This window comes from Streptomyces cyaneofuscatus (assembly GCF_033109485.1).
Lineage (GTDB): Bacteria > Actinomycetota > Actinomycetes > Streptomycetales > Streptomycetaceae > Streptomyces > Streptomyces cyaneofuscatus.
Genome location: NZ_CP137002.1, coordinates 1660924 through 1684750, shown reverse-complemented (window position 1 = coordinate 1684750; position 23827 = coordinate 1660924). Strand labels below are relative to the sequence as shown.

Here is a 23827-nt window from a genome sequence, read left to right as displayed (position 1 = left end):
GCCTCATGCCTAATGCCTGATGCCTGGGGAATCGGGCCTCGCCGCGCATTTCATCGCGAGGTCATCGGCCCCTGCCAGGGTCGTGAGCCGTAGGCAGACCACATGGGGAGGAACGCATGCGAGCGAAGAGGATGGCGGCCGCGTCGGCCGGACTTCTGCTGACGGCAGGGCTTTCGGTGACACAGGCGTCCACGGCGCAGGCGGCACAGGCGGCTGCTCCGTGCCACGGCACCTACACGATCGTCGTCGGCGGCACGGGAAGCTCGTGGAACAACGACGGCTTCACCGGCAACATCCAGCAGCACGTCGGGTACCCCACGCAGATTCCCAACGGCGCGAGCGCCCGGGCAGGGGTCAACGAGCTGAACCGGCTGGTGCGCGACCAGCGTGCCGCGTGTCCGAACCAGCACGTCAAGATGGGTGGCTACTCCCTGGGCGCCGCGGTCGTGCACACCTGGGTCACCGAGAACTGGCAGACCTTCGACAAGGTCAACGCCATTCTCATTTCGGACCCCAAGCGCCAGGGCGGCCCGGGCGCCAACGGGGGATCGGTGCCGTTCGGCGGCATCGTCGGCGCCCCGCTCGCCGGCGCCGACCGGTTCTTCGGCAACGTACCGGTCAAGACGATCTGCCACTGGGACTACGTCTGCGACGAGTCCGCCGGCATCTGGACGTACCCCCACAACCACATCAACAACTACCCGCACGACTTCAACATGGACCACCACAACAACAGCGCCAACGAGCAGTGGTACAACGGCGCCTGGCACCCCGCCTCCTGGTGATCAGAGGCCGGCACCGGCACCGGCCGGGGGAGTGAGCCCGAGCCCGGCCTCGTCCCCGCGCAGAATCATCTGGTGCGCCCGCCGCAGCATCCTGCTCGGGGAGACCCCGAGGTCGTCGGCGAGCCGGCGGCGGGCGCGCTCGAACACCGTCAGGGCTTCGGCCTGGCGTCCGCCCTCGTACAGCGCCCGCATCAGCATCGCGGCCAGCGCCTCGTCGACGGGGTGTGCCGCCGTCAGGGCGAACAGCTCGTCGATCGCCTCGTCGTCCTGGCCGAGGCGCAGCTGCCACTCGACCTTCCGCCGCACGATGGCGATCCTGCGCTCGGTGAGCCGTAGCCGCTCCAGCTCGGCGAGCGGCCCTGGCAGACCGGCCATGGGCTCCCCGTGGAACAGCTTCAGAGCCTGGGTGCAGAGACGGACCACTTCGAGCGGTTCGCCGGCCCGCGTGGCTTTCCCGATGCCGGTGACCAGCTCCCGCAGGTGTGCCACGTCCACGTCGACCGCACCGGGGACCAGCTGGTAGCCGCGGAGCCCGCGCTCGATGACCGTACGCGGACCGGCCACGTCGTGCAGGGCCTTGCGCAGCCGGTACACGTACACCGGCACGACATTCGTGACCGGCGGCTCCACCCCCCATACGTCGTCGAGCAGTTGCTGCTGGCTGAGGGACCGGCCCGCGCTCAGCGCCAGGGCCGCCAGGACGGCCTGCTGGCGCAGATGCCCCAGATCGAGGAGGCGTCCGTCCCGCCACGCCCGCACCGGCCCGAGCAGGGAGATCCGTACCTTCGGCGCCGGCCTCGGCGCTCGCGCGGCGACGGTCAGGGAAGCCGGCCCCGCCGACCGGGTGCGGGGGCCACGGCCGGGGACGACCAGGCCGCAGTCGAAGGCGTGGACGATGGCGGCGGCCCGGTCGCGCAGTCCGAGCTTCACCAGGATGCGCGCGAGGTGCTCGGCCACGGTGTCCTCGGGGACGGCCAGCTCGGCGGCGATCTCGTCGTCCCGCAGGCCGCAGCCGATCGCGGAGAGCACCTGGCGCTCCTGATGACCGAGCACGGTCGGGGCGGGGCGGAAGAGCGTGGTGGCGCGTGGTCGGTCGGTGGTGAGGGTCGTCGGCATCGCTGCTCCCCGGGCTCCGGAGGGGTCGGTCGTGCGGGCGCCGTCGACAAGGTAGGCGGGGGAGCGCGGGGCGGGGCATCCGGAACGATCCGGAGTGACATTCGGGACCGGGTGTCACTCCCGGGCGCGTGTCGGCGGGTGGTCCACCCGCCGGCCGCCCCGTCAGGTCGACCAGACCACCCTCCCGTTGTGGACGATCACCACCTTGGCGTCCGCGCGGAGAACCATCTGGGCGCCGCCGAAATCGTGGGTCTTGGACGCCCAGATCGCGCGGTCGTCGCCGTTGTGGATGACCAGGTTGCCGTCGGGCTGGAAGATCGCCCGGTGGTTCTCGCCGAAGGTCATCGCCGCCCAGACGGGCTTGTTCTGCTCGTTGTAGACGACGAGGTTGCCGTCCTGCTGCATCGTCATCCGGATGCGGTTGGTGGCCCAGGACTGGCCGACCCCGATGGAGCTGGTCGCGGAGACCGTCTGGGTGCCCCAGTTCGGCTTCGGGGCCGCCTTGGGCTTCGGCTTCGGGGAGGCCTTCGGCTTCGGTTCCGGGGAGGTCTTGGGCTTCGGCTTCTCGGTGGGGGCGCTCGTGGCGGGCTGCGGGGCGGGGGCGGCCGGGGCGGGGGCGGCCTTCGGTGGGGTGATCTTCTTCGGTTCGGTCGCGGACGGGGTGGGTTTCACCGCCACGTAGTCCTCCAGGGCCGCCGGAGCCGTCTCGGGGTTGAGGACCGTGTCGGCGCTTCCCGCGACCGGTGCCGTCCCGGTGTTACGGGGCTCCTCGTCGTTCGCGCTGCCCATCAGGAGCACCGGGATCGCGACGAGGGCCGCGCCGATGAATACGGCCCCCGCCAGGACCGGGGTGCGGGGGCGGCCCCTGTCGACGGCCGTGAGTGTCCTGGTCTCCGGTGCGGTTGCGACGGCCGCTGCCAGGGCGGCGCCCTCCGCGCGGGCCTCCCCGGGTTCCTTGGGTTCCTTGGCCGTCTCGGCCGGTGCGGCGGGGGGCGAGGATTCGGCCGGCGCGCCGGGCTCCGGTGCGGCAGTGGCTTCCGGGGTGGCGGGCGCCTTCGCCGCCGGTTCCTCCTTGGCGGAGGCGGTGGGCTTCGGCTCGGCCTTCGGGGGCGAGGTGTGGGTCTCCTCCGGCGGTGCGGTGGGAGATGGGGGCGCGGGGGTGGACTCCTCCGCGCCGGCGGTGGCTGCCGCGGTGCCGGCGCCAGGGGTGGGGGGCTCGGGGGGCATGCGGTGACTCCTCCTCGGTGGCGCGCCCAACGTAGCCCGTCGTGGGGAGGGTGGGCGGTGTCTCGCCCTTTACGCTCCCGGCGCTTTGTCCGCCTGCGCCTCACTGGTCCCGGAAAGTTCTCCGTTCGGGCAGCAAACGGGCACATGACCAGGCCATTCGGATCTCCTGCCGCGCGCCGTGAACGAGGCTCGTATGACATCCTGTTGGCTTCCCGATCTGATCACTGTCGGCCGTGCGCGCAGACCGCTCGGCGCTCAAGAAGTCGTACGGAGCCAAGAGTTCAGGTGGAGAATCCGACCGGAGAGCCGCAAGAGGGCCCGCAGGGCTCTCCGTTGGCCTTGCCCGATACCTCTCCGGTGCCGGTGCCCGATGCCTCCCTGGTGCCCGATGCCGTGAAGGACGCGGCCCGCCGGGCGCCGGGGCACTGGATCGGGATCGTCGATCCGGAGTGGAACGGGGAGCGGACGCCGCCGGAGTGGGCCGTGCTGGGGGAGTGGCAGTCGGACGAGAGCGGGGGCGTGGGGGAGTACCGCGCCAACCCTGCCTACCGGCCCTCGGCCCGGGTCCTCGGGTGGCCGGAGCCCACCGATCCCGTGGACGCGGCGGCTCAGCGGGCCGCCACCGGGTACGGCACGGTCGAGGAAGCCCTCGCGGAACTCGCGGAGGCGGATGTCACCGTCGTACGCGGGCCTGACGGCGGGCCGCTCATGGCCGCCGGGCGGGACGGGGCGCCGGTGGTGCTCCTGTTCACCTCGCCCACACATGAATTCATGTCGGCGGCACTTCACCATGACACGCTGTCCGCACGGGAGCTGGCCAGGTCGGTGACGGCCGCCGGCGCCCTGTTGTCGGTCAACCCCGGTGCCGCGGCACCCCTGCTCGTCCCGGCCGACAGCCTTCTCGGGCCCCTGGACCCCGCCCCCGTGGCCGGGGCGGGCGGCCCCCATCCGACCGAACCCTGGCCCCACACCACAGGGAGGACCCCGTGACGCGTTCGTCGTCGTCCCAGCAGACCCCTTCCGCGCCCGCACAGGCGGAGAGCGAAGCGGCCGCCGCCTCAAAGGCATCGAAGGCATCGAAGGCATCGAGGGAGGCGTCCGGAGAGCCCCAGTCCTCCGAGGGTGAGAAGTCCGCAGCGCCCAAGTCCCCTGAGGCCGCTGCCCCTGCCGCCGGCACCGCAGCGGCCGGGCCCGAGCCCGGTCCCGTGACCTCCGGATCTGCGACGGCTGCGACGGCCGAGTCCCCGGCCGGGACCGCCGGGGCTCAGCCCGGAACCCCCGGAACTCCCGGGACCGACCCCGCCTCCGCCGCTGACCCCGACTCCGCCGCCGACCCCGACCCCAGTGCCTCCGCCGCCGCCCAGAGCCGGCTCCCCGCCCTCGTACGGACCATGACCGCCACCGCCATCGACCGGCCGCAGCAGGCCGGTCCCGTGGGGCGGCCGGGCAAGGCCGCACTCGCGGGCGCTGCGGTCGTGGGAGCGCTGCTCGTGTCGGTGCCCTTCCTCGTGCTCGCCGGGAACAACGACGACGGGCCCCGGCAGACGAACGCGGCGGCGGCCGGGACCGTGCTCGACGGGAGCGGGCCGGAGGCGCCGGGCGAGTTCGCCGTCACCGCGCCCGAGACCAGCGCGGCCGCCGAGGACGAGAAGGGGAAGAAGGGGGACGAGGGGGCGGCCGAGAAGGCCGGCAACGCCGTTCCGGCCATTCCCCCGCCCGCCGCCCCGTCGGGCGGCGGCAAGGACGAGCCGAAGAGGGAAGCCGGCCCTGAGGCACCGCCGAAGAAGGAAACCGCCGCCAAGTCGGCGCCGAAGAAGGCCGACAGCCCGAAGGCCCAGCCCAAGAAGGAGAGCGGCGGGGCCAAGAACCAGCCCGCCAAGGCCGCTCCCGCCGTGACGTTCAGCGGGCCCGTCTCCTTCCGAAGCCATCTCTCCGGCCGCTGCCTCGACGTACCCGGCCACAACTTCAACGACGGCCAGCGGCTGTTCATGTGGGACTGCAACGGCGCCGAGGCCCAGAAATGGCGCTTCGGCTCCGACGGCACCATCCGGGCCAAGGACAAGTGCCTGGACGTGGCCAACGCGAACTTCGGCAACGGCACGCCCATCCAGCTCGCCTGGTGCAACGGCTCCGCCGCCCAGAAGTTCACCCTGAACGGCGCCCACGACCTGGTCAACACCGTCGTCGGCAAGTGTGTCGACATCCCGAACCACAGCCGGGACCGGGGCCCGTCCACCTACCTGATCCTGTGGGAGTGCACGGGCAACGACAACCAGAAGTGGAGCACGTGACCCGGAGGTCCGCGGACCCGGAGCCCCGCTCCCGGCCTCCGCGTGCCGCCCCGGGCCAGGCATGATGGCATCGCCGGACCGCCTCACCGCGCCCCGGCGAAGAGGGGCGTCCGGACAGGACGCCGCCGTAGCAAGGAGGTTGGTGCGTGTCGCGCCAGGTACTGTCGGTCGGCCCCGGGGACCGCTTCTCGACGATCGGTGAGGCGCTCGCCGCCGCCCGCACTGGGGCGCTCATCAGCGTCCGGCCCGGAACGTACGCGGAGAACCTGGTGATCCACACCCGGGTCACCCTCACCGCCGCCGAAGGGCGGGGCACGGTGGAGATCCGGCCGCGTTCGGGCAGCGTCATCGCGCTGCGCGCCGACGCCGTGATGGTCTCCGAACTCACCTTGCGAGGTGGGGACTCGGAGCTGCCCGCCGTCGATGTGCGGCGCGGGCAGGCCGCGTTCGACGGGTGTGAGATCGTCGGCGCCGCCTGGACCGCGATGCTGGCCGGCGGCACCGGTTCCCTCGCGCTGCGGGACTGCCGGGTGAGCAACCCGCAGGGCGCGGGGGTCGTGGTGACCTCCACCACGCCCACCACTGTCGAGTCCTGCACCCTCGAACACCTCGGCACCAGCGGCATCGTCCTCGCCGAGCAGGGCGAGGCCCGCATCCGCGACTGCACGGTACGCGGCGCCCGCGGCAACGGTCTCCTCGCCAACGGCGAGACCCGCGGCACCGTCGAGGACTGCGACATCTCCTCCACCGACAAGCCCTCCATCGCCCTGGAGGAGAACTCCGCGCTCTCCGTCGTCCGGACCGTCGTCCACGACACCAGCACCGGCGTCCACCTGAGCAGTTCGGGCCGCACCACCCTGGAGGACGTCCGCGTCACCGGCGCCTCCGGCAACGGCATCGCACTGGCCGGGGGAACCGACCCCGTCCTGCGCCGCTGCCGCGTCTCGCGCGCACGCGGGCACGGCGTGGTCGTCACCGACCGGGCGCGCGGCACCTTCGAGGACTGCTGGGTGGACGGCGCGCAGGGCGCGGCGCTGCGGGTCGCCGGGGCCTCCTCCCCGGCGCTGACCGGGCTGACCGTCCGCGACTGCGAAGGGGCCGGGCTGCTCCTGGAGGAGGACGCGGCGCCCGAGCTGGACCGCCTGGAGGTGATCGGCTCCTCGCCTGCCGTCGCGCTGCTCGGCGGCGCCAACCCGCTGCTGCGCCGGGCCCGGCTGGTCGAGCCCGCCGGCGACGGCATCGCGGCCTCCCGGGACGCCCGGGGCCGCGTCGAGGACTGCGAGATCGTCCGGCCGAAGGGCGCCGGGGTACGGGTGGCCTCCGGCTCCACCCTCTACCTGGCCGGCGGCGGGGTCTCCGACACCGCCACCAGCGGCCTGATCGTGGAGGACGGCGGCAACGTCACCGTCCGCGACTTCCGCGTCGAGATCTCCGGTGAGGAGGGCGTGGTCGTCGCCGCGGGCGGCGAACTGACCGCCAACCGTACCTCCGTGCACGCCCCCAAGGGCCACGGCTTCCTGCTCCGCGAGGGCGCCCTCGCCTCGCTCAGCGGCTGCGAGGCGAACGGCGGCGCCCAGGACGGCTTCCGGGTGGAGTCCACCGCGCCCGTCTCGCTCGTCAACTGCACCGCCCGGGAGAACGAGGGCGGCGGCCTGGTGCAGACCGCCCCCGGTGACCGGCTCGCCGTGGAAGGCCTCAACAGCGTTTCCAACGGCAAGCGGGACGCCTGGGGCAGCGGCAGCGCAGAGAACACCGACCCGGCCGGCTCCGGCGCGGCCGACGGACCCGCCCCTGACCGGGCGGACGGACCCCTCGGCGCCCTCAACGCGCTCATCGGCCTGGAGAACGTCAAGCAGCAGGTCCGCACCCTGGTCAACCTCACCCAGCTCGCCCAGCGCCGCGAGCAGCTCGGCATGCCCGCACCGCCGATGAGCAGACATCTGGTCTTCGCCGGTCCGCCCGGCACCGGCAAGACGACCGTCGCCCGCCTCTTCGGGGCGATCCTCGCCGAGCTGGGTTCGCTGCGCAGCGGCCACCTGGTGGAGGTCTCCCGCGCCGACCTCGTCGCCCAGGTCGTCGGCGGCACCGCCATCAAGACCTCCGAGACCTTCCAGCGGGCCCTCGGTGGCGTGCTGTTCATCGACGAGGCCTACACCCTCACCGCCGACAGCGGCAACGGCGGCGCCGACTTCGGCCGTGAGGCCGTGGACACCCTGCTGAAGCTCATGGAGGACCACCGCGACGACGTGGTGGTGGTCGCGGCCGGCTACTCCCGCGAGATGGACTCCTTCCTCAGCTCCAACCCCGGTCTGGCGTCCCGCTTTTCGCGGACCGTCGAGTTCGAGAACTACTCGGTGCCGGACCTGGTCGCGATCATGGAGAGCATGTGCGCCCAGCACCAGTACGAGCTGGGTGAGGGCACCGCCGAGGCGCTGGCCGCGCACTTCGGGGCGATGGACCGGGACGCCGGGTTCGGCAACGGCCGTGCCGCACGCGGGGTGTTCGAGGAGATGGTGGACCGGCAGGCCGTCCGGCTCGCCGCCCAGGCGCAGGTCACCGAGCGCGACCTGCGGCTGCTGCTCCCCGACGACGTCTCCGCCACCGCCGCCGCGACCGCCTCCGAGACCGCCGCACCGGCCGACGACCCGCTCACCCGCCTCGGCGACATGATCGGCCTGGCCGAGGTGAAGCGCGAGGTCGCCGACCTGGTCAACCTCATCACCACCGCCCGCCACCGCGCGGCGGCCGGGCTGCCCGTCCCCTCGCTCAGCAACCACCTGGTCTTCACCGGCCCTCCCGGCACCGGCAAGACGACCGTCGCCCGCCTCTACGGGGAGGTGCTCACCCAGCTCGGTGTCCTGGAACGCGGCCAGTTGATCGAGGCGGCCCGCGCCGACCTCGTCGGCCGCTACATCGGCCACACCGCCCAGTTGACCCGCGAGGTCTTCGAAAAGGCCCGTGGCGGTGTGCTGTTCATCGACGAGGCCTACACCCTCACCCCGCGCGGCGGCGGCGCCGACTTCGGGCAGGAGGCGGTGGACACCCTGCTGAAGCTGATGGAGGACCACCGCGACGAGGTCGTCGTCATCGTCGCCGGGTACACCGACGAGATGGAACGCTTCCTCGCCTCCAACCCCGGCCTCTCCTCCCGCTTCCCGCGCCGGATCGCCTTCGCCGACTACTCCTCCGAGGAGCTGGTCACCATCGTCCGGGCCCAGGCCGCGAACATGGGGTACGAGTGCGGGCCCGGCACCGGGCCGCTGCTCAAGGAGTACTTCGACGCGCTGCCCCGGGACCGCTCCTTCGGCAACGCCCGGCTCGCCCGCCAGGTGGTCGAGTCGATGGTCACCCGCCAGGCGGGCAGGCTCAGTTCGCTGGCCGCGCCCACCCTGGACGACCTGCGCATCCTGCTCCCGGCGGACGTCACGGCCGTGGCCCCGAAGGCGGTCCCGCAGTGAGGCCGCCCGCGCGGGGGACGACCCGCCTGCTGTACGGGGCCGGGCTCGCCGCCGCCCTGATGCTGCCCGCGGCCGTCGCCCCGGCCCAGGCGGCACCTGTCACCCGTACACCGGCTGCCGACGGGGCGAAGGGCCAGGAGCTGCCCGGCATGCCCACCGCACTCGACCCCCGGGCCGAGGCCGTCGCCTGCACCCCCGCCTCCAAGGAGAAGGCCAAGAAGCAGGACTGGTCCCGCCAGCGCCTCGACCTGGACCGGCTCCACCGGCACTCCACCGGCGCGGGCGTCACCGTCGCGCTGGTCTCCACCGGGGTCGACCCCGGGGCCGCCGGTCTCAAGGGCCGCGTCACCGCCGAGGGCGAGGCCGCCGACGACTGCGTCGGGCACGGTACGTTCCTGGCCGGGCTGATCGCCGGGACCGGCACCACCACCCCCCGGCTGGCCGGGGTCGCCCCGGGCGCGAAGATCCTCGCCCTGCGCGGCACCGACCGGCGCGGGCAGCCGGACCCGGCGCTCGTCACGGCGGCGGTACGGGCCGCGACCGCCGCGAAGGCCGACGTCATCGCGGTCGCGGTGGCCCTCCCGCGCAAGGACGCCGCGCTCACCCGGGCCGTCGCCGAGGCCCGCAAGGCCGGGGCGGTGGTGGTCGCCGCCGCCACCCCGGAGCCGCCGGCCCGGGGCTCGGGCGACGAGATTCCCTCCCGTACCTACTGGCCCGCCGGCGAACCCGGCGTCCTCGCGGTCGCTGACATGCTGCCTGCCGGAACCCGCCCGGACGGCGCCCTGCCCACCGCCGACGTCGATCTGGCCGCCCCCGGCGCCGGGGTGGTCTCCGGCGGCCCGCGCGGGAGCGGGCACTACCTCGGGGGAGGCGTCTCGGTGGCCACCGCGTACGCGGCCGGCGCGGCAGCCGTGGTCCGGGCCACGCACCCCGACGAGCCGGCCGATGCCGTGACCCGTCGGCTGACCGCCACCGCGTACCCGGCCGACCTGCCCCAGCTGGACGCCTACGCCGCCGTCACCACGGTCCTCGGCGACCCCGCCGCGCCCGCCGCCGGTGCGGAGCGGGCCGCCGAGCCCGTGGCCGTACGCGACACCTCCGACACCGACCGCGCCACCGGGCGGGCGACCCTCTTCGTGCTCCTCGGGTCGGCCGGTGTCCTCTCCCTCCTCTGGGCCGGTTTCGCCCTCACCCGGGCCCGTGCCCGGGGCTGGCGCCCGGCCGGGTCCGGCACGACCGAGGGCTGAACGCGAGAGGCGCCCACCCGTCGGGGGGAGGGCGCCTCATCGGCGTAACTCTCCGGTTTACCGGCGTACCTCTCCGGCCTGCTCCACCAGCGCCGTCTGCATCAGCCGCGGCTTGCGCCGCGCGATGTGCAGCGCCCGGCCCGGCGGCAGGTTGAGCGGCTTCGCGTTGCCGAAGAGGCGGCCCTCCGTGGGCGGGCAGGAGAGCAGGACGGCCGGGTTGTTGGCCTCGTCGAGGCGGCGGATCAGGCCGTCGCTCAGGCCCCGGCCCGCGCCCATGGCGCTGCGGGCGACGACCAGGTGGAGGCCCATCTCGAAGCCGAGGGTCAGGTTCTCGAAGAGCGGCTCGAAGGGGCTCTGGAAGGAGTTTCCGGAGACCATGTCGTAGTCGTCGACCAGGATGAACAGGCGCGGGCCGGTCCACCAGTCGCAGGTGCGCATCCGGGCGGGCGAGATGTCGGCGCCGGGCACGCGGGTCTTCATCGCCCGGGCCGCGCCCTCGATGGTCTCGTTGAGGTTGTCCAGGGAGATGACGTGGCCGATGCGGTACTCCTCGGGGATGGCGTCGACCAGGGTGCGGCGGTAGTCCACCGCGATGATCTTCGCCTCCTCGGGGGCGTACCGGGCGGTGATGCCCTGGGTGATCAGGCGCAGCAGGTTGGTCTTGCCGCTCTCGGTGTCGCCGACCGCGATCAGGTGGGGTGTCCGGCTGAAGTCGTGCCAGACCGGCTCCAAGGCGTCTTGGTCGAGGCCGAGCGCCAGGCGCATACCGCCGCCCTCCGTGGCCTCGGGCGCCGGGAGTTCGGAGACCGGAAGGCGGTGCGGGAGCATCCGCACCTGCGGGGCGGGCGGGCCGGACCAGTGCCGGGCGACCTCCGCGACCAGGTGGGCGACGCCCTCCCCGAGGTCCTCCAGCGAGCCGCTGCCGTCCAGCCGGGGCAGGCCGGCGAGGAAGTGCATCTTGCTGTCGGCGGTGATGCCCCGGCCGCCGGTACGCGGCACCGAGCGGGCCTTACGGGTGTCGATCTCGGAGTCCATCGGGTCACCCATCCGCAGCTCGAGCCGGGTGGCGGCCTGGTCGCGGACCTGCGCGGACAGCTCCACCCAGCGGGTGGTGGTGATGATCAGGTGGATGCCGTAGTTGAGGCCCCGGGCGGCGAGTTCGTTGAACTTCGGGATGAGGTCGTCGTAGTCCTGGCGGACCGTGGACCAGCCGTCGACCACCAGGAACACATCGCCGAACGGCTCGTCCGGGAACTCCCCGGCCGCCCGGCGGCGCCGGTAGGACTGCATGGAGTCGAGTGTGTGGTCCACGAAGAACTGCTCGCGGCGCGCGAGGAGCGTCATCACCTCGGCGACGGCCCGGTGCACCCGCTCCGGGTTGAGCCGCGCCGCGACCCCGCCGACGTGCGGGAGCGCGGCGAGCTGGGAGAGGCCGCCGCCGCCGAAGTCCAGGCAGTAGAACTGGACTTCGGCCGGGGTGTGGGTGAGGGCGAGGGCGGCGATGAGGGTCCGGGCGAGCGTCGACTTGCCGCTCTGCGAACCGCCCGCCACGGCGACATGGCCGCCCGCCCCGGACAGGTCCACGATCAGCGGGTCGCGGCGCTGCTCGAACGGCTTGTCCACCAACCCGACCGGGACCCGCAACCGCCCCGCGCCCGGCCACCCCGCCGCGATCAAACCGCGCTCCTCGTCCGCCGCGATGCCCGGCAACAGGGCGTCCAGCGGCGACGGTTCGTCCAGCGGCGGCAGCCACACCTGGTGCGCGGCGGGCCCGGAACCCTGCAGCCGCTCCAGCGCCACATCGAGCAGCGCCTCCTCGTCCTCCTCGCTCGCAGGCTCCGGCTCGGGCGCCGGCTCCAGGGTACGCGGCACCACCCACCCGCTGGTCCACGGCACCACCTGGCTCGCCACCCGGGCCTGCACGACGGCCCCCGTACGACGTCGGTACGTCCCCGAGGAGTACGCGGCCCGGAACCGGGTCAGCGCCTCCACCCCGGACTTCAGATAGCCGCTGCCGGGCGCGGCGGGCAGCTCGTAGGCGTCCGGCACACCGAGCACCCCGCGGCTCTCCATCGCGGAGAAGGTGCGCAGCCCTATGCGGTACGAGAGGTGGCTCTCGAGCTGGTGCATGCGCCCCTCGTCCAGGCGCTGCGAGGCGAGCAGCAGGTGCACGCCCAGCGAGCGGCCCAGGCGCCCGATCATCACGAACAGCTCCATGAACTCCCGGTGGGTGGAGAGCAGTTCGCTGAACTCGTCGACCACCACGAAGAGGCTGGGCAGCGGCGCGAGGTCCGCTCCGGCGGCGCGGGCCCGCTCGTACTCCAGCGCCGAGGTGTAGTTGCCCGCCGACCGAAGAAGCTCCTGGCGGCGGATGAGTTCGCCGTGCAGGGCGTCCTGCATGCGTTCCACCAGGGCGACTTCGTCGGCCAGGTTGGTGATGACGGCGGAGGTGTGGGGGAGTTCCTCCAGACCGAGGAAGGTGGCGCCGCCCTTGAAGTCGACCAGGACGAAGTTGAGCGTCTCGGAGGAGTTGGTCAGGGCGAGACCCAGGACCAGGGTGCGCAGCAGCTCGCTCTTGCCGGAGCCGGTGGCGCCGATGAGCATGCCGTGCGGGCCCATGCCGCCCTGCGCGGACTCCTTGATGTCCAGCTCGACCGGGCGGCCGTCCACGCCGACCGCGATCGGCACCCGCAGCCGGCCGGAGCCGGTGTGCCGGTCGAAGAGGGTCTGCGGATCGTGCCGGTGCAGATCGGGGATGCCGAGCAGGGTCGTCAGCTCGACGTCGTTGTCCAGCGGTTGCGCGATGTCCGTGCCGAGGCTCATCCGGCGGGGGGTGAGCAGCCGGGCCAGCGACTCGGCGCCGAGCGGGCCGAGCCGGTCCGGGCGGCCGAGCTCCACCGAGCGCTCCTTGCGGCTGCGGTCGGTGCGCACCAGGCTCACCTGGTCCGGCCCCACGGTCAGCCGCAGCGTGTTGCGGCCGGGGCGCCAGCGCAGCGCCCCGGACACGTCGAGGATCAGGGCGTTGCGGTAGCCGTGGCCCTCCCAGCGATGGCCCTCCGGGACGCTCACGCCGTCCAGCACGATCACCGTGTACGGCTCGTCGCGGCCCGGGCGGGCGTCCGGGTCGAAGCCGGGGCGCTCGGCGAACTCGGCGCCGAGCAGATCGTCCAGCTCGGTCAGGTCGGCGGTGATCCGGCGGGCCTGCCCCGCACCGTCCTCCTCGTGCGGATCCAGCACGTGCGGCAGCCACTTGACCCACTCCCAGTCGGGCCGCCGCTCGTCGCTGACACAGAGCGCGATCCACAGCTCTTCGGGCGCGTGGAACACCGCGAGCTGTCCGAGCATGGCCCGCACCAGCGCCCGTACGTCATCGCTGCCGCCGGCACCGGCCGCCGTGCCCTCCGCACCGGCCTCCTCACCGGGCGTCTCCTCCGGGCGGAGCAGGATCCGGGCCGAGGAGCGCAGGTAGAGGCCCAGCGGTTGTTCCGGGATGGTGGAGTAGGCGCGGATGAAGCGGCGCAGGGCGTGTGCGCAGAGGGGTTCGAGGTCCTCGACCGGGCGGGTGGAGACCGGGTTCAGGGTGAGGGCGAGCTGCTGTTCGCCGACCGCGAGCCGGACCTCGCCGAAGTCCTCGTCGGCCGGGCGGCGTTCCCACAGCCGGGAGGTGCGGGCCAGCGAGCGGAGCGAGGCGGGCTCGGGGTGGCGCCAGGCGAGCGCCCGCTGCTGTTCCGCGATGGTGGTCCGCACCCGCTTACGGGTCTGCGCCAAGTAGCGCAGGTAGTCGCGGCGTTCACCCTTGAGCCGCTGCTTGCGCTCGCTGGAGCGGCGCATCAGCTGCCCCAGCAGCATGGCACCGGCGGAGAGCGCCATGACGCCCATCGCCAGATACATGAAGACGCCGTTCCCGCCGCCGGGGCGCAGGAACATCAGCATCATCGACACCGACATCAGGGCCATCGGCAGATAGGTCCACACCGCCGAGGTGTCGGGCACGGTCTCGGCGAGGACCGGCGGCTCCTGGAGGGTCAACTGCCCCTCGGGCATCTCCGGCCCGCGCCTGCGGGCGGGGCGGCGAAACAGCACGACACTCAAGGAAGAGAACCTCCGGTTCACTGGCTTTCCGGCCCGCACCGAATACCGGCGGGTCATCGATGAACGCCGGGTGAATGTTTCGAGCGGATAGCGGGGGACGGCCGACTTCCGTGCGGGACAAGCGTCCACCGGATACGAAGTGCCCTCCGCAGTACGACCGGTGGCCGCAGGCAGTAGTCTGCATTCACGGAACGCGACCTGTCCACGTGGGAGTGGCGGCCATCGGGTGTGCGGGCACAATTTCCCTGCCCGGCCCCCCGGTTCACCGCCGCGCGGACTTATCCGTACTGTTCGCACATTCCCTCTCCGGGGAAGTCCTCCTGTCAAAGCCTGCCAAGCCTGTCAAAGCCTGCACGGAAGACGAGAGTTCTGCTGATGACCGACAGTGCGGTGGCCGAATCGTGCCGCCTGACCGTACGTGCGCCGAGCGTCACCATCGATCTGGCCGTGCCCGCCGACGTGCCGGTCGCCGATCTGCTCCCCACCCTCCTGCGGTACGTCGGTGAGGAGGCCGAGGAGGCCGGGCTCGACCACGCCGGCTGGGTGCTCCAGCGGCTCGGCGACGCGCCGCTCGACGAGGAGACCACCCTGGCCCAGGCCGGTCTCGCCGACGGAGCCGTGCTCCATCTGCGCCCGCACACCGAGGCGCTGCCCGAGGCGCGGCTCGACGACCTGGTCGACGGCATCGCCGAGACGGTGGGCCGCCGGCTGCACACCTGGCACGCCGGTGCCGCCCGGGGCCTGCTGGTGGGCACCGCCGTGGCGACCGTCGTGGCCGCGCTGGTGCTGGTGTTCTGGCCCGGAGTGGCCGATTCCACCGCCATCCGGGCCGCCTGCGCGGCCGTGGCCGGAGTGCTGCTCCTCGCGGGTGCCGGCTCCGCCAGCCGCGCGGTCGGCGACCGCCTCTCCGCGACCGCGCTGGGCCTGCTGGTCGCCCCCTGTTTCGCCCTGGTCGGCTGGGTGCTGCCCGGCGGCGACCTCACCGGCCCCGACGCGGCCCGGGTGGTCGGTGCCCGGCTGCTCGCCGCCGGTGCCGCCGCGGCGGGCGGCGCGGTCCTCGCGCTCGCCGCCTCCGCCGTCGGCGCCCCCGCCCTGCTGGCCACCGCCGTGGTCGCGGTCGCCACCGCGATCTCCGGGGCCCTGATGGGCTACACCGGCCTGGACGTGCCCGCCGCCGTGGCCCTGGTCGCGACGATCGTCGCGCTGGCCGCCGGAGCGGTGGCACCGTTCGCCTTCAAACTGGCCGGCATGCGGATGCCCTCCCTGCCGTCCTCCGCCGGACAGCTCCAGGAAGGCATCGACCCGTACGCGGGCGACGAGGTCGCCGAGCGCACCGAACTCGCCGGACGCTGGGTCACCGCGCTCTTCGCCGCCACCGGCACCATCGCCGCCGCCGCCCTCGCCGTCCTCGCCCACACCCCGGACCTCCCCGAGACGCTCACCGCGCTCGCGCTGGCCCTGCTGCTGCTCCTGCACTCCCGGGGCCTGGTCCACATCGGCCAGCGGCTCACCCTGGCGGTGCCCGGGATCTGGGGGCTGCTGCTGCTCGCCCGGGCCTGGGCGGTGGACAGCGACGCCGACGGGCGCGTGGTCGTCTTCGCGGTGCTGCTCGCCGTGGCGGCCGCCCTGGTGACCGCGTCCTGGATCGTGCCCGGCCGCCGGATGCTGCCGTACTGGGGCCGGGCGGCGGAGCTGGCCCACACGGGCCTCGCGGTCGCGCTGCTGCCGTTCACCCTGTGGGTGGCGGGCCTCTTCGGCTGGCTGCGCGGCCTGTTCGGCTGAGTGGCTCCCGTACGGCCCACCCGGCCGGAACACCCCCGTACGCCGGTCCATCGCCGTTCCATCGAAGAAGAGTTGAGGAGAGGCTGTGCAGTCCAAGCGCGACCAGGTGCAGGCCCACGGTTTCATGATGGGCAGGCTCAGCTCGGGCCTGCTGACGGCCGACCCGGACGCCCCGGAGAGCCCGCTGGGCCGGACGACCCGGGGTGTGGTCTTCGGCCTGCTGGTGACCGTCCTGATCGGCGCGGGCGCCACCGTCTACGGGCTGCTGCGCCCCGGCGGCAACGAGACCTGGCGCAAGGGCGAGAACCTGGTGGTCAACCGTGAGACCGGGGCCCGCTACCTGTGGACCGGCACCGACGGCGTACTCCACCCGGTGCGCAACTACGCCTCGGCCCGGCTGATCGGCGGCGCGCAGCTCAAGGCCGTGGACGTCTCCACCGCCTCGCTGCGCGACGTGCCCGTCGGGTCCCCGGCCGGCATCCCCGGCGCCCCCGACACCCTTCCCGGCCCCGCCCAGCTGGACTCGGGGGCCTGGCACATGTGCGTGACCGGCCCGGACGGGGCGCTGCCCAGCACCTCCGGCGGCGTTACGGGCATCGGGGTCGACCGGGCGGGGGCCACCACCCTGGTCGCCGGGGCGCCGCTGGAGACCCAGGACGTCGGCGCCGGCCGCGGGGTGCTGGTGACCGGCCCGGACCGCACCGAGTACCTGGTGTGGCGGGGCAGCCGACTGCCCCTGGACCGCCCCTCCGACGCCCGCAACGCCCTCGGTTACGGCTCCGAGGGGGCCATGCCCGTCTCCGCCGCCTTCCTCGACGCCCTGGCCCCCGGACCGGCCCTGAAGCCGCCGGAGGTCCCGGGGCGTGGCGAAAAGGGCCCGGTGCTCGGCGGCGAACCGACCCGGATCGGCCAGCTCTTCGAGGTCAGCGTGGTCGGCGGCGGGTCCACGTACCACCTGCTGCGCAAGGACGGCCTGGTGCCGCTGTCCCGGCTGGAGGCCGCCCTCGTGCTGGGCGACCCGGCCACCCAGAAGGACGCCTACGAGGGCCGCTCGCCCGAGGCCCGCGAGGTCGGCGCCGACGCGCTCCGTACGCACCGGGCGAAGGAGACGGCCGCCGCCGGAGCCGCCGCCGAGCTGCCCCGTACGCCGCCGGTCCCGCAGTCCGCACCCCGGGGCACCGCGCTCTGCGCCCAGGTGGACGGCGGGAACGGCGGCGCCCGGATCCGGTCGGTGCTGGTGCCGCTCACCGGGCTCGCCCCCGTGGCGGTCTCGCAGGGCGCCGCCCAGCCGGTGGCCGAGGCCTGCGCCCGGACGGACGCCACCGTCGTACGCCCCGGACGCGGCGCCCTGGTCCGGGCCCTGCACGCCAGCGGCGCGGCGCACGCGGGGACGACCTACCTGGTGGCGGAGAACGGCGTGAAGTACCGCGTCCCGGCCAAGGACTCCCTGAGCGCGCTCGGGTACGGGGAGGGGGACATCGGCTCGGTGCCCGCACCGCTCCTCGCGGCGCTGCCGACCGGCGCGGACCTGGACCCGGCCGCCGCCTCGGGCGCCGCTGAGCCCAGGGTCACCGCCCCCAGGTGCGCTTCCGGCAAGGGCGACACAGTTGACTCCCGGCCATGATCCAGGCATACCCCCCATACGGTGCCGAAGAAAGGGAAAAGGGAGCGGGAAAGTAAAGCTTCGAACATAACTCGGCGGAGAGAAACCTCAGATAAAGCTCAGAGAATGGGCGGCCGTGATGACCGTTCGGATTCTCCGGCTGCCCGTTTCCCGTCCGTATGGACCGCAACACGCCAACCTTGGCCGGAGCGCGTTCATTTCGCTGAAACCTTCGGACAACTCCGTTGGCATGCAAGGATTCTGACGGGCAGATCCATGCTCAAATCTTCCTGACATCCGTTGCGCCGCGCGACGAGTTCTCTTTAGCCTCAGCGGGCAACGGTGCGATGAGAGTCACTCAACGAAGGGAGCGCGACATGGCTGACAGTGGCCAGAGGCGGGCGGACTATGCCAAGGGCTTGGGAGGTGTCTCCTCTCTGGAGTCGGCCCGGTCCGCGGTCGAGAAGATCCAGAACAACGTCGCCGAGATCGCCGCTCGTTCGGGTGTCGGCGGTGACGAGGGCCAGGCCCTGCTGAAGCTGTTCCGCAGCTGGAACGGCGAGGCCCAGAAGGTCGTCGTCCAGATCAGCAAGATGGTGGACGCGCTTCAGGAGAACGTGACGTCGGCCGACCGGCTGGCGAAGGAGAACCAGGACCTCACCGAGGTGCTCAACAGCAAGACCAGCCAAGGCGTCTTCGAAGCACTGCGCTGATCCGCCCCCCACCCGAGAGGAGATGTCATGGCCGACGGCATCATCGACGTGCAGTACTCCACGGTCCGCAACGCGATCGAGGAACTGAAGCAGCAGACCCAGCAGATCATCACCACCCTCAACAACCTGGAGGACGAGCTGAAGCCGCTCATCACCTCCTGGGAGGGTGACGACCAGGCGATGTACCGCGGTGTCCAGGCCGAGTGGGACCAGGCGACCAAGAACATGGCCCTGCTCCTCGGCGACAGCGGTGAGCTGGTCCAGAGCATCCACGACAACCACTCCCGTGACGAGCGCAGGAGCGCCGACAACTGGGGTGGCGTGCGGGCTCGTTAGCCCTCCCGCCGGGGGCCGCCTCCCGCCGTACGCGGTGGAGGCGGCCCCCGGCTTCCCGTAGCTCCGTTCCCGTACACCCCGTCCGGACCCGATCGCGCAGGAGGACGTCCCATGGCCGGTGAGCAGGCCGACGTCAAGCATTTCGACCTCAAGCAGATGGAGAACTTCCGCGACAACGAGGTGCACCCGGTCTACACCAAGGCCAAGAAGCACAAGGAGGACGGCGAGGGTGAGGGCGAGGGCCGCATCCGCCCCCTCAGCGAGCTGATCGGCGGCTACACCACGCCCGACAACCTCGACCAGGCATCGCAGATCCTGCGCCTCGGCCTGATCGGCAGGGAGAAGATGATCTCCGGTCCGACGCTGGTCGAGAGCGTGACGTCCGTCGCGACCTCGCTGGACAAGCTGCTCGGTGACCAGATGGAGCTCTTCAAGGAGCTCAAGGAAGCCCTCACCGACACCATCGAAGAGGCCAACAAGACCAAGAACAAGAACCTGGACGCGATCGACGCACAGACGCTGCTCCAGACGTTCGAAGAGGTCGACACGCTCACCAGCGGGTCCACGGGCACGGAAGAGAAGTAGCCGCCCCCGCGCACGGGGTGGACGGCGAGAGACGAGAGAGGGCGCGCGGTGGCGGACCGGTACGACGAATCATCCGTGGGGAACGTCGACAAGTACGAGGACACGGACGCGGCATCGTCCGACAACTGGGCCGACCTCGTCCATCACATCACCGGCTACCCCGTGCCCAAGCGCAGCGAGATCTTCGACACCCTCCGCTCCGACCACGGCGGCAAGCTCTTCCGCATGGACATCAAGGAACGCAGCCTCAGCCTCCTCGTCAAGGACTCCGGCTTCCTGCAGAACAAGGGCCAGGACTACGACATCTGGTTCTTCGACAGCGGAAAGAAGCGCTCCATCATGCAGGCCCGGATCGTCTTCGAGGGGCGCGTGAAGGCCGGCGACGAGATCATCTTCGCCGGCACCGACTCCACCGACGTCAACAACGTGGACGTCCGCGAGGGCAACGAGTTCACGGACTACAACAAGGACAAGTTCAGCACCATCCCGCTGGCCCGCTACATGAACGGGCCCCGGGCGGCGCTCCTGGCCCTGCTGAAGGGGAACAGCGGCGACGGCCGCTTCAGCGGCGAGGTCGCCAAGGAAGGCGACGCCGTCGACCTGGAGTCCTTCACCAGGGCCGGCCACTCCTTCGACTACGCGGCCCAGTTCTTCAAGTTCCACGCCCCGGTGCTGAAGGACTGGGAGGACCGCTTCGGCCGGGACGACGCGAGCTGGAAGGGCGAGGCCGCGGAGGTCTTCCGCAGCCTCATCAAGAAGATCCGCGAGAACTACGACGCCTACGTGGAGACCTTCAACGAGACGGCGGGCAGCGGGGACGCCACCGGCACCGGCAGCACCGTCTACTCCCGCGCACTCTCCCTGGGCCGCTCCCACCTGGAGCAGGCCGCCCGGGACCTGCTCGGCTACTGGCTCACCTGGGCCCAGTCCGACTACTACGACCCGCACCGGGTGCTGCGCTACGTCCTGGACGACCTCGCCAAGTGGGTGGACGCGGAGAACGTGGCCAAGACGGACATCACGTCCACCACGACCCGCTACGGCTCGACTGTCAGGCACAGCCCGCAGGCCGGGTTCTCTCAGGTCCACCCCGAGTACGGAGACCTCACCGACATCGCCAACTGGGCCAAGGTCGGCGACAAGGCGGTGACGATCTGGAGCCGGGCCGTGGACGACATGCTCGTCAAGAACGCCCGCATTGTGCAGTCGCGGCTCAACAACCAGTTCCTGGACCTCTCCAAGGACTTCTCCGAGAACGTACCCGAGCCCAAGTCGACCGGCACGGCGAGCGAGGAGTACGAGAAGAAGAAGCTGGAGGAGGAGAAGGAGAAGATCAACGAGGAGAACGAGGAGAACCGCCGCTACCAGGAGGAGCTGCGTGAGGAGCAGCGCAAGCAGCGGGAGGAGGACAAGAAGCTCCAGGAGGAACTGCGCAAGGAGCAGGAGGAGCAGCGCGAGGAGGACCGGAAGTACCAGGACGAGCTCCGCGAGGAACAGCGCCTCCAGCGCGAGGAGGACAAGAAGCTCCAGGAGGAGCTCCGCAAGGAGCAGGAGGAGCAGCGCGCCGAGGACAAGAAGTACCAGGACGAGCTGCGCGAGGAGCAGCGGCGGGAGCAGGAGGAGGCCAAGCGGGAGGCCGAGGAACAGGCCAAGCAGATGGAGGAGAGCCTCGGCAACATCAACGGGCCGGGCGGCGGCGGTGAGAACCTCGGCAACCTCGACGAGCTGCTGAACCTCAAGTCGGACATCCCGGTGACCGAGAGCCTCGGTGACCTCGGCTCCATCAACACGCCCGGCGGCCCCGGCGGCTCGAACACCCCCAGCCTCGACGACGTGAACAACGCGGTCACCGAGAAGCTCGGTAACCTCGGCGACGTGAACAACCCCGGCGGCGGGCCGGTCCCCGTGACCTCGAACCTCGGCAACCTCGGCGGGCTCAACGGCGGCCCCGGCTCCACGCGGAACCCCAATGACGCGGCCAACCAGGCCATCACCGAAAACCTGGGCAGCCTCGGCGACCTCAACAACGGGGCGGGCGGCTCCCTCTCCACCCCGACCGGTGGCAAGACCCAGCTCGACGCATCCGGCCTCACCACGGACTTCCCGGACGGCAGCAACACCTCCTTCGACAAGGACACCGGGATCCTCACCACCACCCACCCGGACGGCAGCGTCACCACGCAGGACCTGGGCGACGGCGCCCGGGTGACCAACCCGGACGGTTCGGTCACCTCCCTCGGCGACGACGGCAAGCTGACGACGACGTTCCCCGACGGTACGAAGCAGGAGATCGACCCCGCGACCGGCCAGGCCACCTCCACCGCCCCCGACGGCACCGTCACCACGGAGAACCTCGGCAGCCTCGGCGGCCTGAACGGCCGGAACGGGATCGGCGACCTGGGCGACCTCGGCGACCTGGGCGACATCAACGCCGACCTGCCGACCGAATCACGCGGGGACCTGGGTGACCTCGGCAACCTCGGCGACCGGGAGACCATCAACGACCTGGGCGACCTCGGGAACCTCAACACCGGAGACACGGGACTGAAGTCCTCGACCGGCAGTCTCACCGGGCTGGAGAACGGCGACTTCGCCACCACGTTCCCGGACGGCGGCAAGACCGTCTTCGACCCGGACACCGGGCAGCTCACCAGCATCGCTCCGGACGGTTCCAAGGTCGTCACCGACCTCACCCACGGGGCCGACGTGACCAACCCGGACGGCTCGGTCTCCTCGCTGGACAACGGCCGGTTCGTCAACTCCTTCCCGGACGGCTCCAGCCACTCCATCGACCCGGACACCGGCATCGCCACCGTCACCGACCCCCAGGGCAGGACCGAGACGGTCACCCTCGACGAGCTCAACTCGCGCGGGAGCGCCAACGACAGGCCGGACTTCCTCGACGACCTGCGGGACCTCGACCGGGACCTGGACCGGAACCGCGACCTCGGCAACCTCGGTGACCTCAACGGGAACCGGGACCTGGACGGCCCGAACGGGAACCGGGACCTCGATCTCGACGGGCTCAAGGACCTGGCCAACGGCAGCAGCGGCAGCGGTGGCGGTGGTGGGGGTGGGGGAGGCGACGGGACCACCACCCGGGACGTCTCCCTCTCGGAGCTGGGGCTGGGCGCCCAGGTCGGTGCGGGCGGCCCCCTCGGCTCCGGCGGCGGCCTCCCCGGTGCGAACCTCCCGTCCTCGGAGACCCTCGGCCAGGTCGCCCCGCTCTCCGACAGCGCCACGAACAACGCGACGGTCCCCGGCGGCGGTTCCGGCGGCGGACCGGGAGCCCCCGGCGCCCCGGGCACGCCCGGCACCCCCGGCATGCCGATGGGCGGCGGCATGGGCGGCATGGGCGGGGGCAGCGAGAAGGGCAACGGCGAGCGCGTGCGCGCCGTCCTGGTCGACGCGGCGGAGGAGAGCGAGCGCCGCAACCGCCGCAGGCGCAGCCCGTGGAACCGCCAGGAGGACAGCGACACCTTCCTCACTCCCGCCTCCCGGGTGACGACCACCGGCGGCAACTCCCCGGCCGAGGACGAGGAGGAGCAGGGGCGCAGGCCCGTCACCTCCGCCGACTACCTGGAGGAGGACGCGGACGTCTGGGGCACCGAGGAGGGCGGCACCCCGGCCGTCATCGGGAGGTGACGTTCGCTCAGACGCCTGTCACCAGGCAGGATGAGCGGGCCGGGCGCCGAGCCCGAACCGACATCCGTACGTACGTGAAGACCGAGGCAGAAGGAGGGGAGCGGGCGTGACCGAACCGCTGGAGAAGCGCCTGGAGAAGGCCATGGCCGAACTGCAGGCGGCCCAGGAGGCGGTGGCGCGTACCGAGCGCGAGCTGCGGTCGGCGTCGTTCGCCGCGCTCTCCTCCGACCGCGCGGTCCGGGCCACCGCGGGCCCGCAGGGTGAGCTGACCGGGATCGAGTTCCTGGAGAACAAGTACCGCGACATGTCCCCGCAGGAGCTGGCCGCCAGCGTGCTGGAGGCGGCGAGCGCGGCCCGGCTGAAGATGAACCGCCATGTGATGAAGGCGATGGCCCCGTTCGCCGAACCCAGCAGCAACGTGCCCGAGCTGAAGGGCTTCGAGCTGGACTGGGAGCGCATCTTCGGCCCCGAGGTGCTGCGCGAGGACGACCAGGACACCGAGCGCGGCCCGGCCACCCCCGCCTGGCGGGACGCGCTCGGCGACGAGGGAGAGGACTGAGGGGATGGGACAGCGGTACTACGTCGACCCCGAGCGCATCGAGGCCCTGGCACGGCAGTTGGAGGAGATCGGCACGCTCACCCGGTCCATGACCGAGGAGTTCCTCGACGAGCTGGCGCCCACGGTCAGCTGGCCCGGCACCAACAGCGAGTTCTCCGAGAAGGCCAAGCCGCAGGAGCAGAAGGAGCGGCAGACCACCAAGGACACCATGCTCTCCATCCGGGACGCGCTGGTGGGCATCACCGACGCCACGATCGGCAACGTCCGGATGATGAAGGACACCCGCGACCGCAACATCGACGAGATCGAGCACGGCAACAGCCGCCTGGAGACCGATGGAATCGACGGCCCGGGCGGGCATGGCCGGCGCTGATCTCCGCACCGCAGG

At 72.3% G+C, this 23827-nt stretch carries 16 protein-coding genes; 13 read left to right on the top strand and 3 right to left on the bottom strand.

What is annotated here, in order from left to right:
- Window positions 1–116 precede the first annotated feature (116 nt).
- Entirely contained in the window at window positions 117–785 is a 669-nt protein-coding gene (locus R2B67_RS06900; protein WP_109979934.1) for a cutinase family protein, read from the top strand.
- On the opposite strand, the gene R2B67_RS06895 is transcribed toward R2B67_RS06900, so the two are convergent.
- Window positions 786–1901, bottom strand: a complete 1116-nt coding sequence (locus tag R2B67_RS06895) for a BTAD domain-containing putative transcriptional regulator (RefSeq protein WP_317816913.1) — start codon at window positions 1899–1901, stop codon at window positions 786–788.
- Window positions 1902–2063: 162 nt separating this feature from the next.
- Window positions 2064–3128, bottom strand: coding sequence for a mannose-binding protein (locus R2B67_RS06890; RefSeq protein WP_317816912.1), 1065 nt, complete (start codon window positions 3126–3128; stop codon window positions 2064–2066).
- Between the two features lie 357 nt (window positions 3129–3485).
- On the opposite strand from R2B67_RS06890, the gene R2B67_RS06885 reads away from it, so the two are divergent.
- The 4 genes from R2B67_RS06885 (at window position 3486) to R2B67_RS06870 (ending at window position 10124) form a co-directional block, all read left to right on the top strand.
- Complete coding sequence (locus R2B67_RS06885) at window positions 3486–4118, top strand: type VII secretion system-associated protein (RefSeq protein ID WP_317816910.1); 633 nt, start codon at window positions 3486–3488, stop codon at window positions 4116–4118.
- Window positions 4115–5419, top strand: coding sequence for a ricin-type beta-trefoil lectin domain protein (locus tag R2B67_RS06880; protein WP_317816909.1), 1305 nt, complete (start codon window positions 4115–4117; stop codon window positions 5417–5419). Before R2B67_RS06885 ends, R2B67_RS06880 begins: the two co-directional genes overlap by 4 nt.
- 146 nt (window positions 5420–5565) lie before the next feature.
- On the top strand, window positions 5566–8877 hold the full coding sequence (locus R2B67_RS06875) for a right-handed parallel beta-helix repeat-containing protein (protein ID WP_317816907.1): 3312 nt from the start codon (window positions 5566–5568) through the stop codon (window positions 8875–8877).
- Window positions 8874–10124, top strand: coding sequence for a S8 family serine peptidase (locus R2B67_RS06870; protein WP_317816906.1), 1251 nt, complete (start codon window positions 8874–8876; stop codon window positions 10122–10124). Before R2B67_RS06875 ends, R2B67_RS06870 begins: the two co-directional genes overlap by 4 nt.
- A gap of 57 nt (window positions 10125–10181) precedes the next feature.
- On the opposite strand, the gene eccCa is transcribed toward R2B67_RS06870, so the two are convergent.
- Complete coding sequence (eccCa, locus tag R2B67_RS06865; protein WP_317816904.1) at window positions 10182–14216, bottom strand: type VII secretion protein EccCa; 4035 nt, start codon at window positions 14214–14216, stop codon at window positions 10182–10184.
- A gap of 375 nt (window positions 14217–14591) precedes the next feature.
- Here eccCa and eccD point away from each other — a divergent pair, with 375 nt between their 5' ends.
- The 8 genes from eccD to R2B67_RS06825 all read left to right on the top strand — a co-directional run bounded on the left by eccD (window position 14592) and on the right by R2B67_RS06825 (window position 23812).
- Window positions 14592–15998 (top strand): type VII secretion integral membrane protein EccD, encoded by a 1407-nt coding sequence (gene eccD, locus R2B67_RS06860; protein ID WP_317816903.1) that lies wholly within the window; start codon window positions 14592–14594, stop codon window positions 15996–15998.
- An 85-nt stretch (window positions 15999–16083) separates the two neighbouring features.
- Window positions 16084–17622: a type VII secretion protein EccB gene (gene eccB, locus R2B67_RS06855; RefSeq protein ID WP_317816902.1), complete on the top strand. Its 1539-nt coding sequence runs from the start codon at window positions 16084–16086 to the stop codon at window positions 17620–17622.
- 356 nt (window positions 17623–17978) lie between these two features.
- Window positions 17979–18314, top strand: a complete 336-nt coding sequence (locus R2B67_RS06850; RefSeq protein ID WP_317816901.1) for a hypothetical protein — start codon at window positions 17979–17981, stop codon at window positions 18312–18314.
- 27 nt (window positions 18315–18341) lie between these two features.
- A complete protein-coding gene (locus R2B67_RS06845; RefSeq protein WP_018516200.1) occupies window positions 18342–18650 on the top strand; it encodes a WXG100 family type VII secretion target in 309 nt (102 codons plus the stop codon).
- Window positions 18651–18761: 111 nt separating this feature from the next.
- The gene (locus R2B67_RS06840) at window positions 18762–19235 is read left to right on the top strand and encodes a type VII secretion system-associated protein (RefSeq protein WP_317816899.1); all 474 of its coding nucleotides are present in this window, start codon (window positions 18762–18764) and stop codon (window positions 19233–19235) included.
- 48 nt (window positions 19236–19283) lie between these two features.
- Window positions 19284–22880 carry an AAWKG family protein gene (locus R2B67_RS06835; protein ID WP_317816898.1) on the top strand — a complete coding sequence of 1199 codons (3597 nt, stop codon included), beginning with the start codon at window positions 19284–19286 and terminating at the stop codon, window positions 22878–22880.
- 106 nt (window positions 22881–22986) lie between these two features.
- Window positions 22987–23439: a YbaB/EbfC family nucleoid-associated protein gene (locus R2B67_RS06830; RefSeq protein ID WP_237328352.1), complete on the top strand. Its 453-nt coding sequence runs from the start codon at window positions 22987–22989 to the stop codon at window positions 23437–23439.
- A 4-nt stretch (window positions 23440–23443) separates the two neighbouring features.
- Window positions 23444–23812 (top strand): hypothetical protein, encoded by a 369-nt coding sequence (locus R2B67_RS06825; protein ID WP_018516197.1) that lies wholly within the window; start codon window positions 23444–23446, stop codon window positions 23810–23812.
- The last annotated feature ends 15 nt before the right edge of the window (window positions 23813–23827 follow it).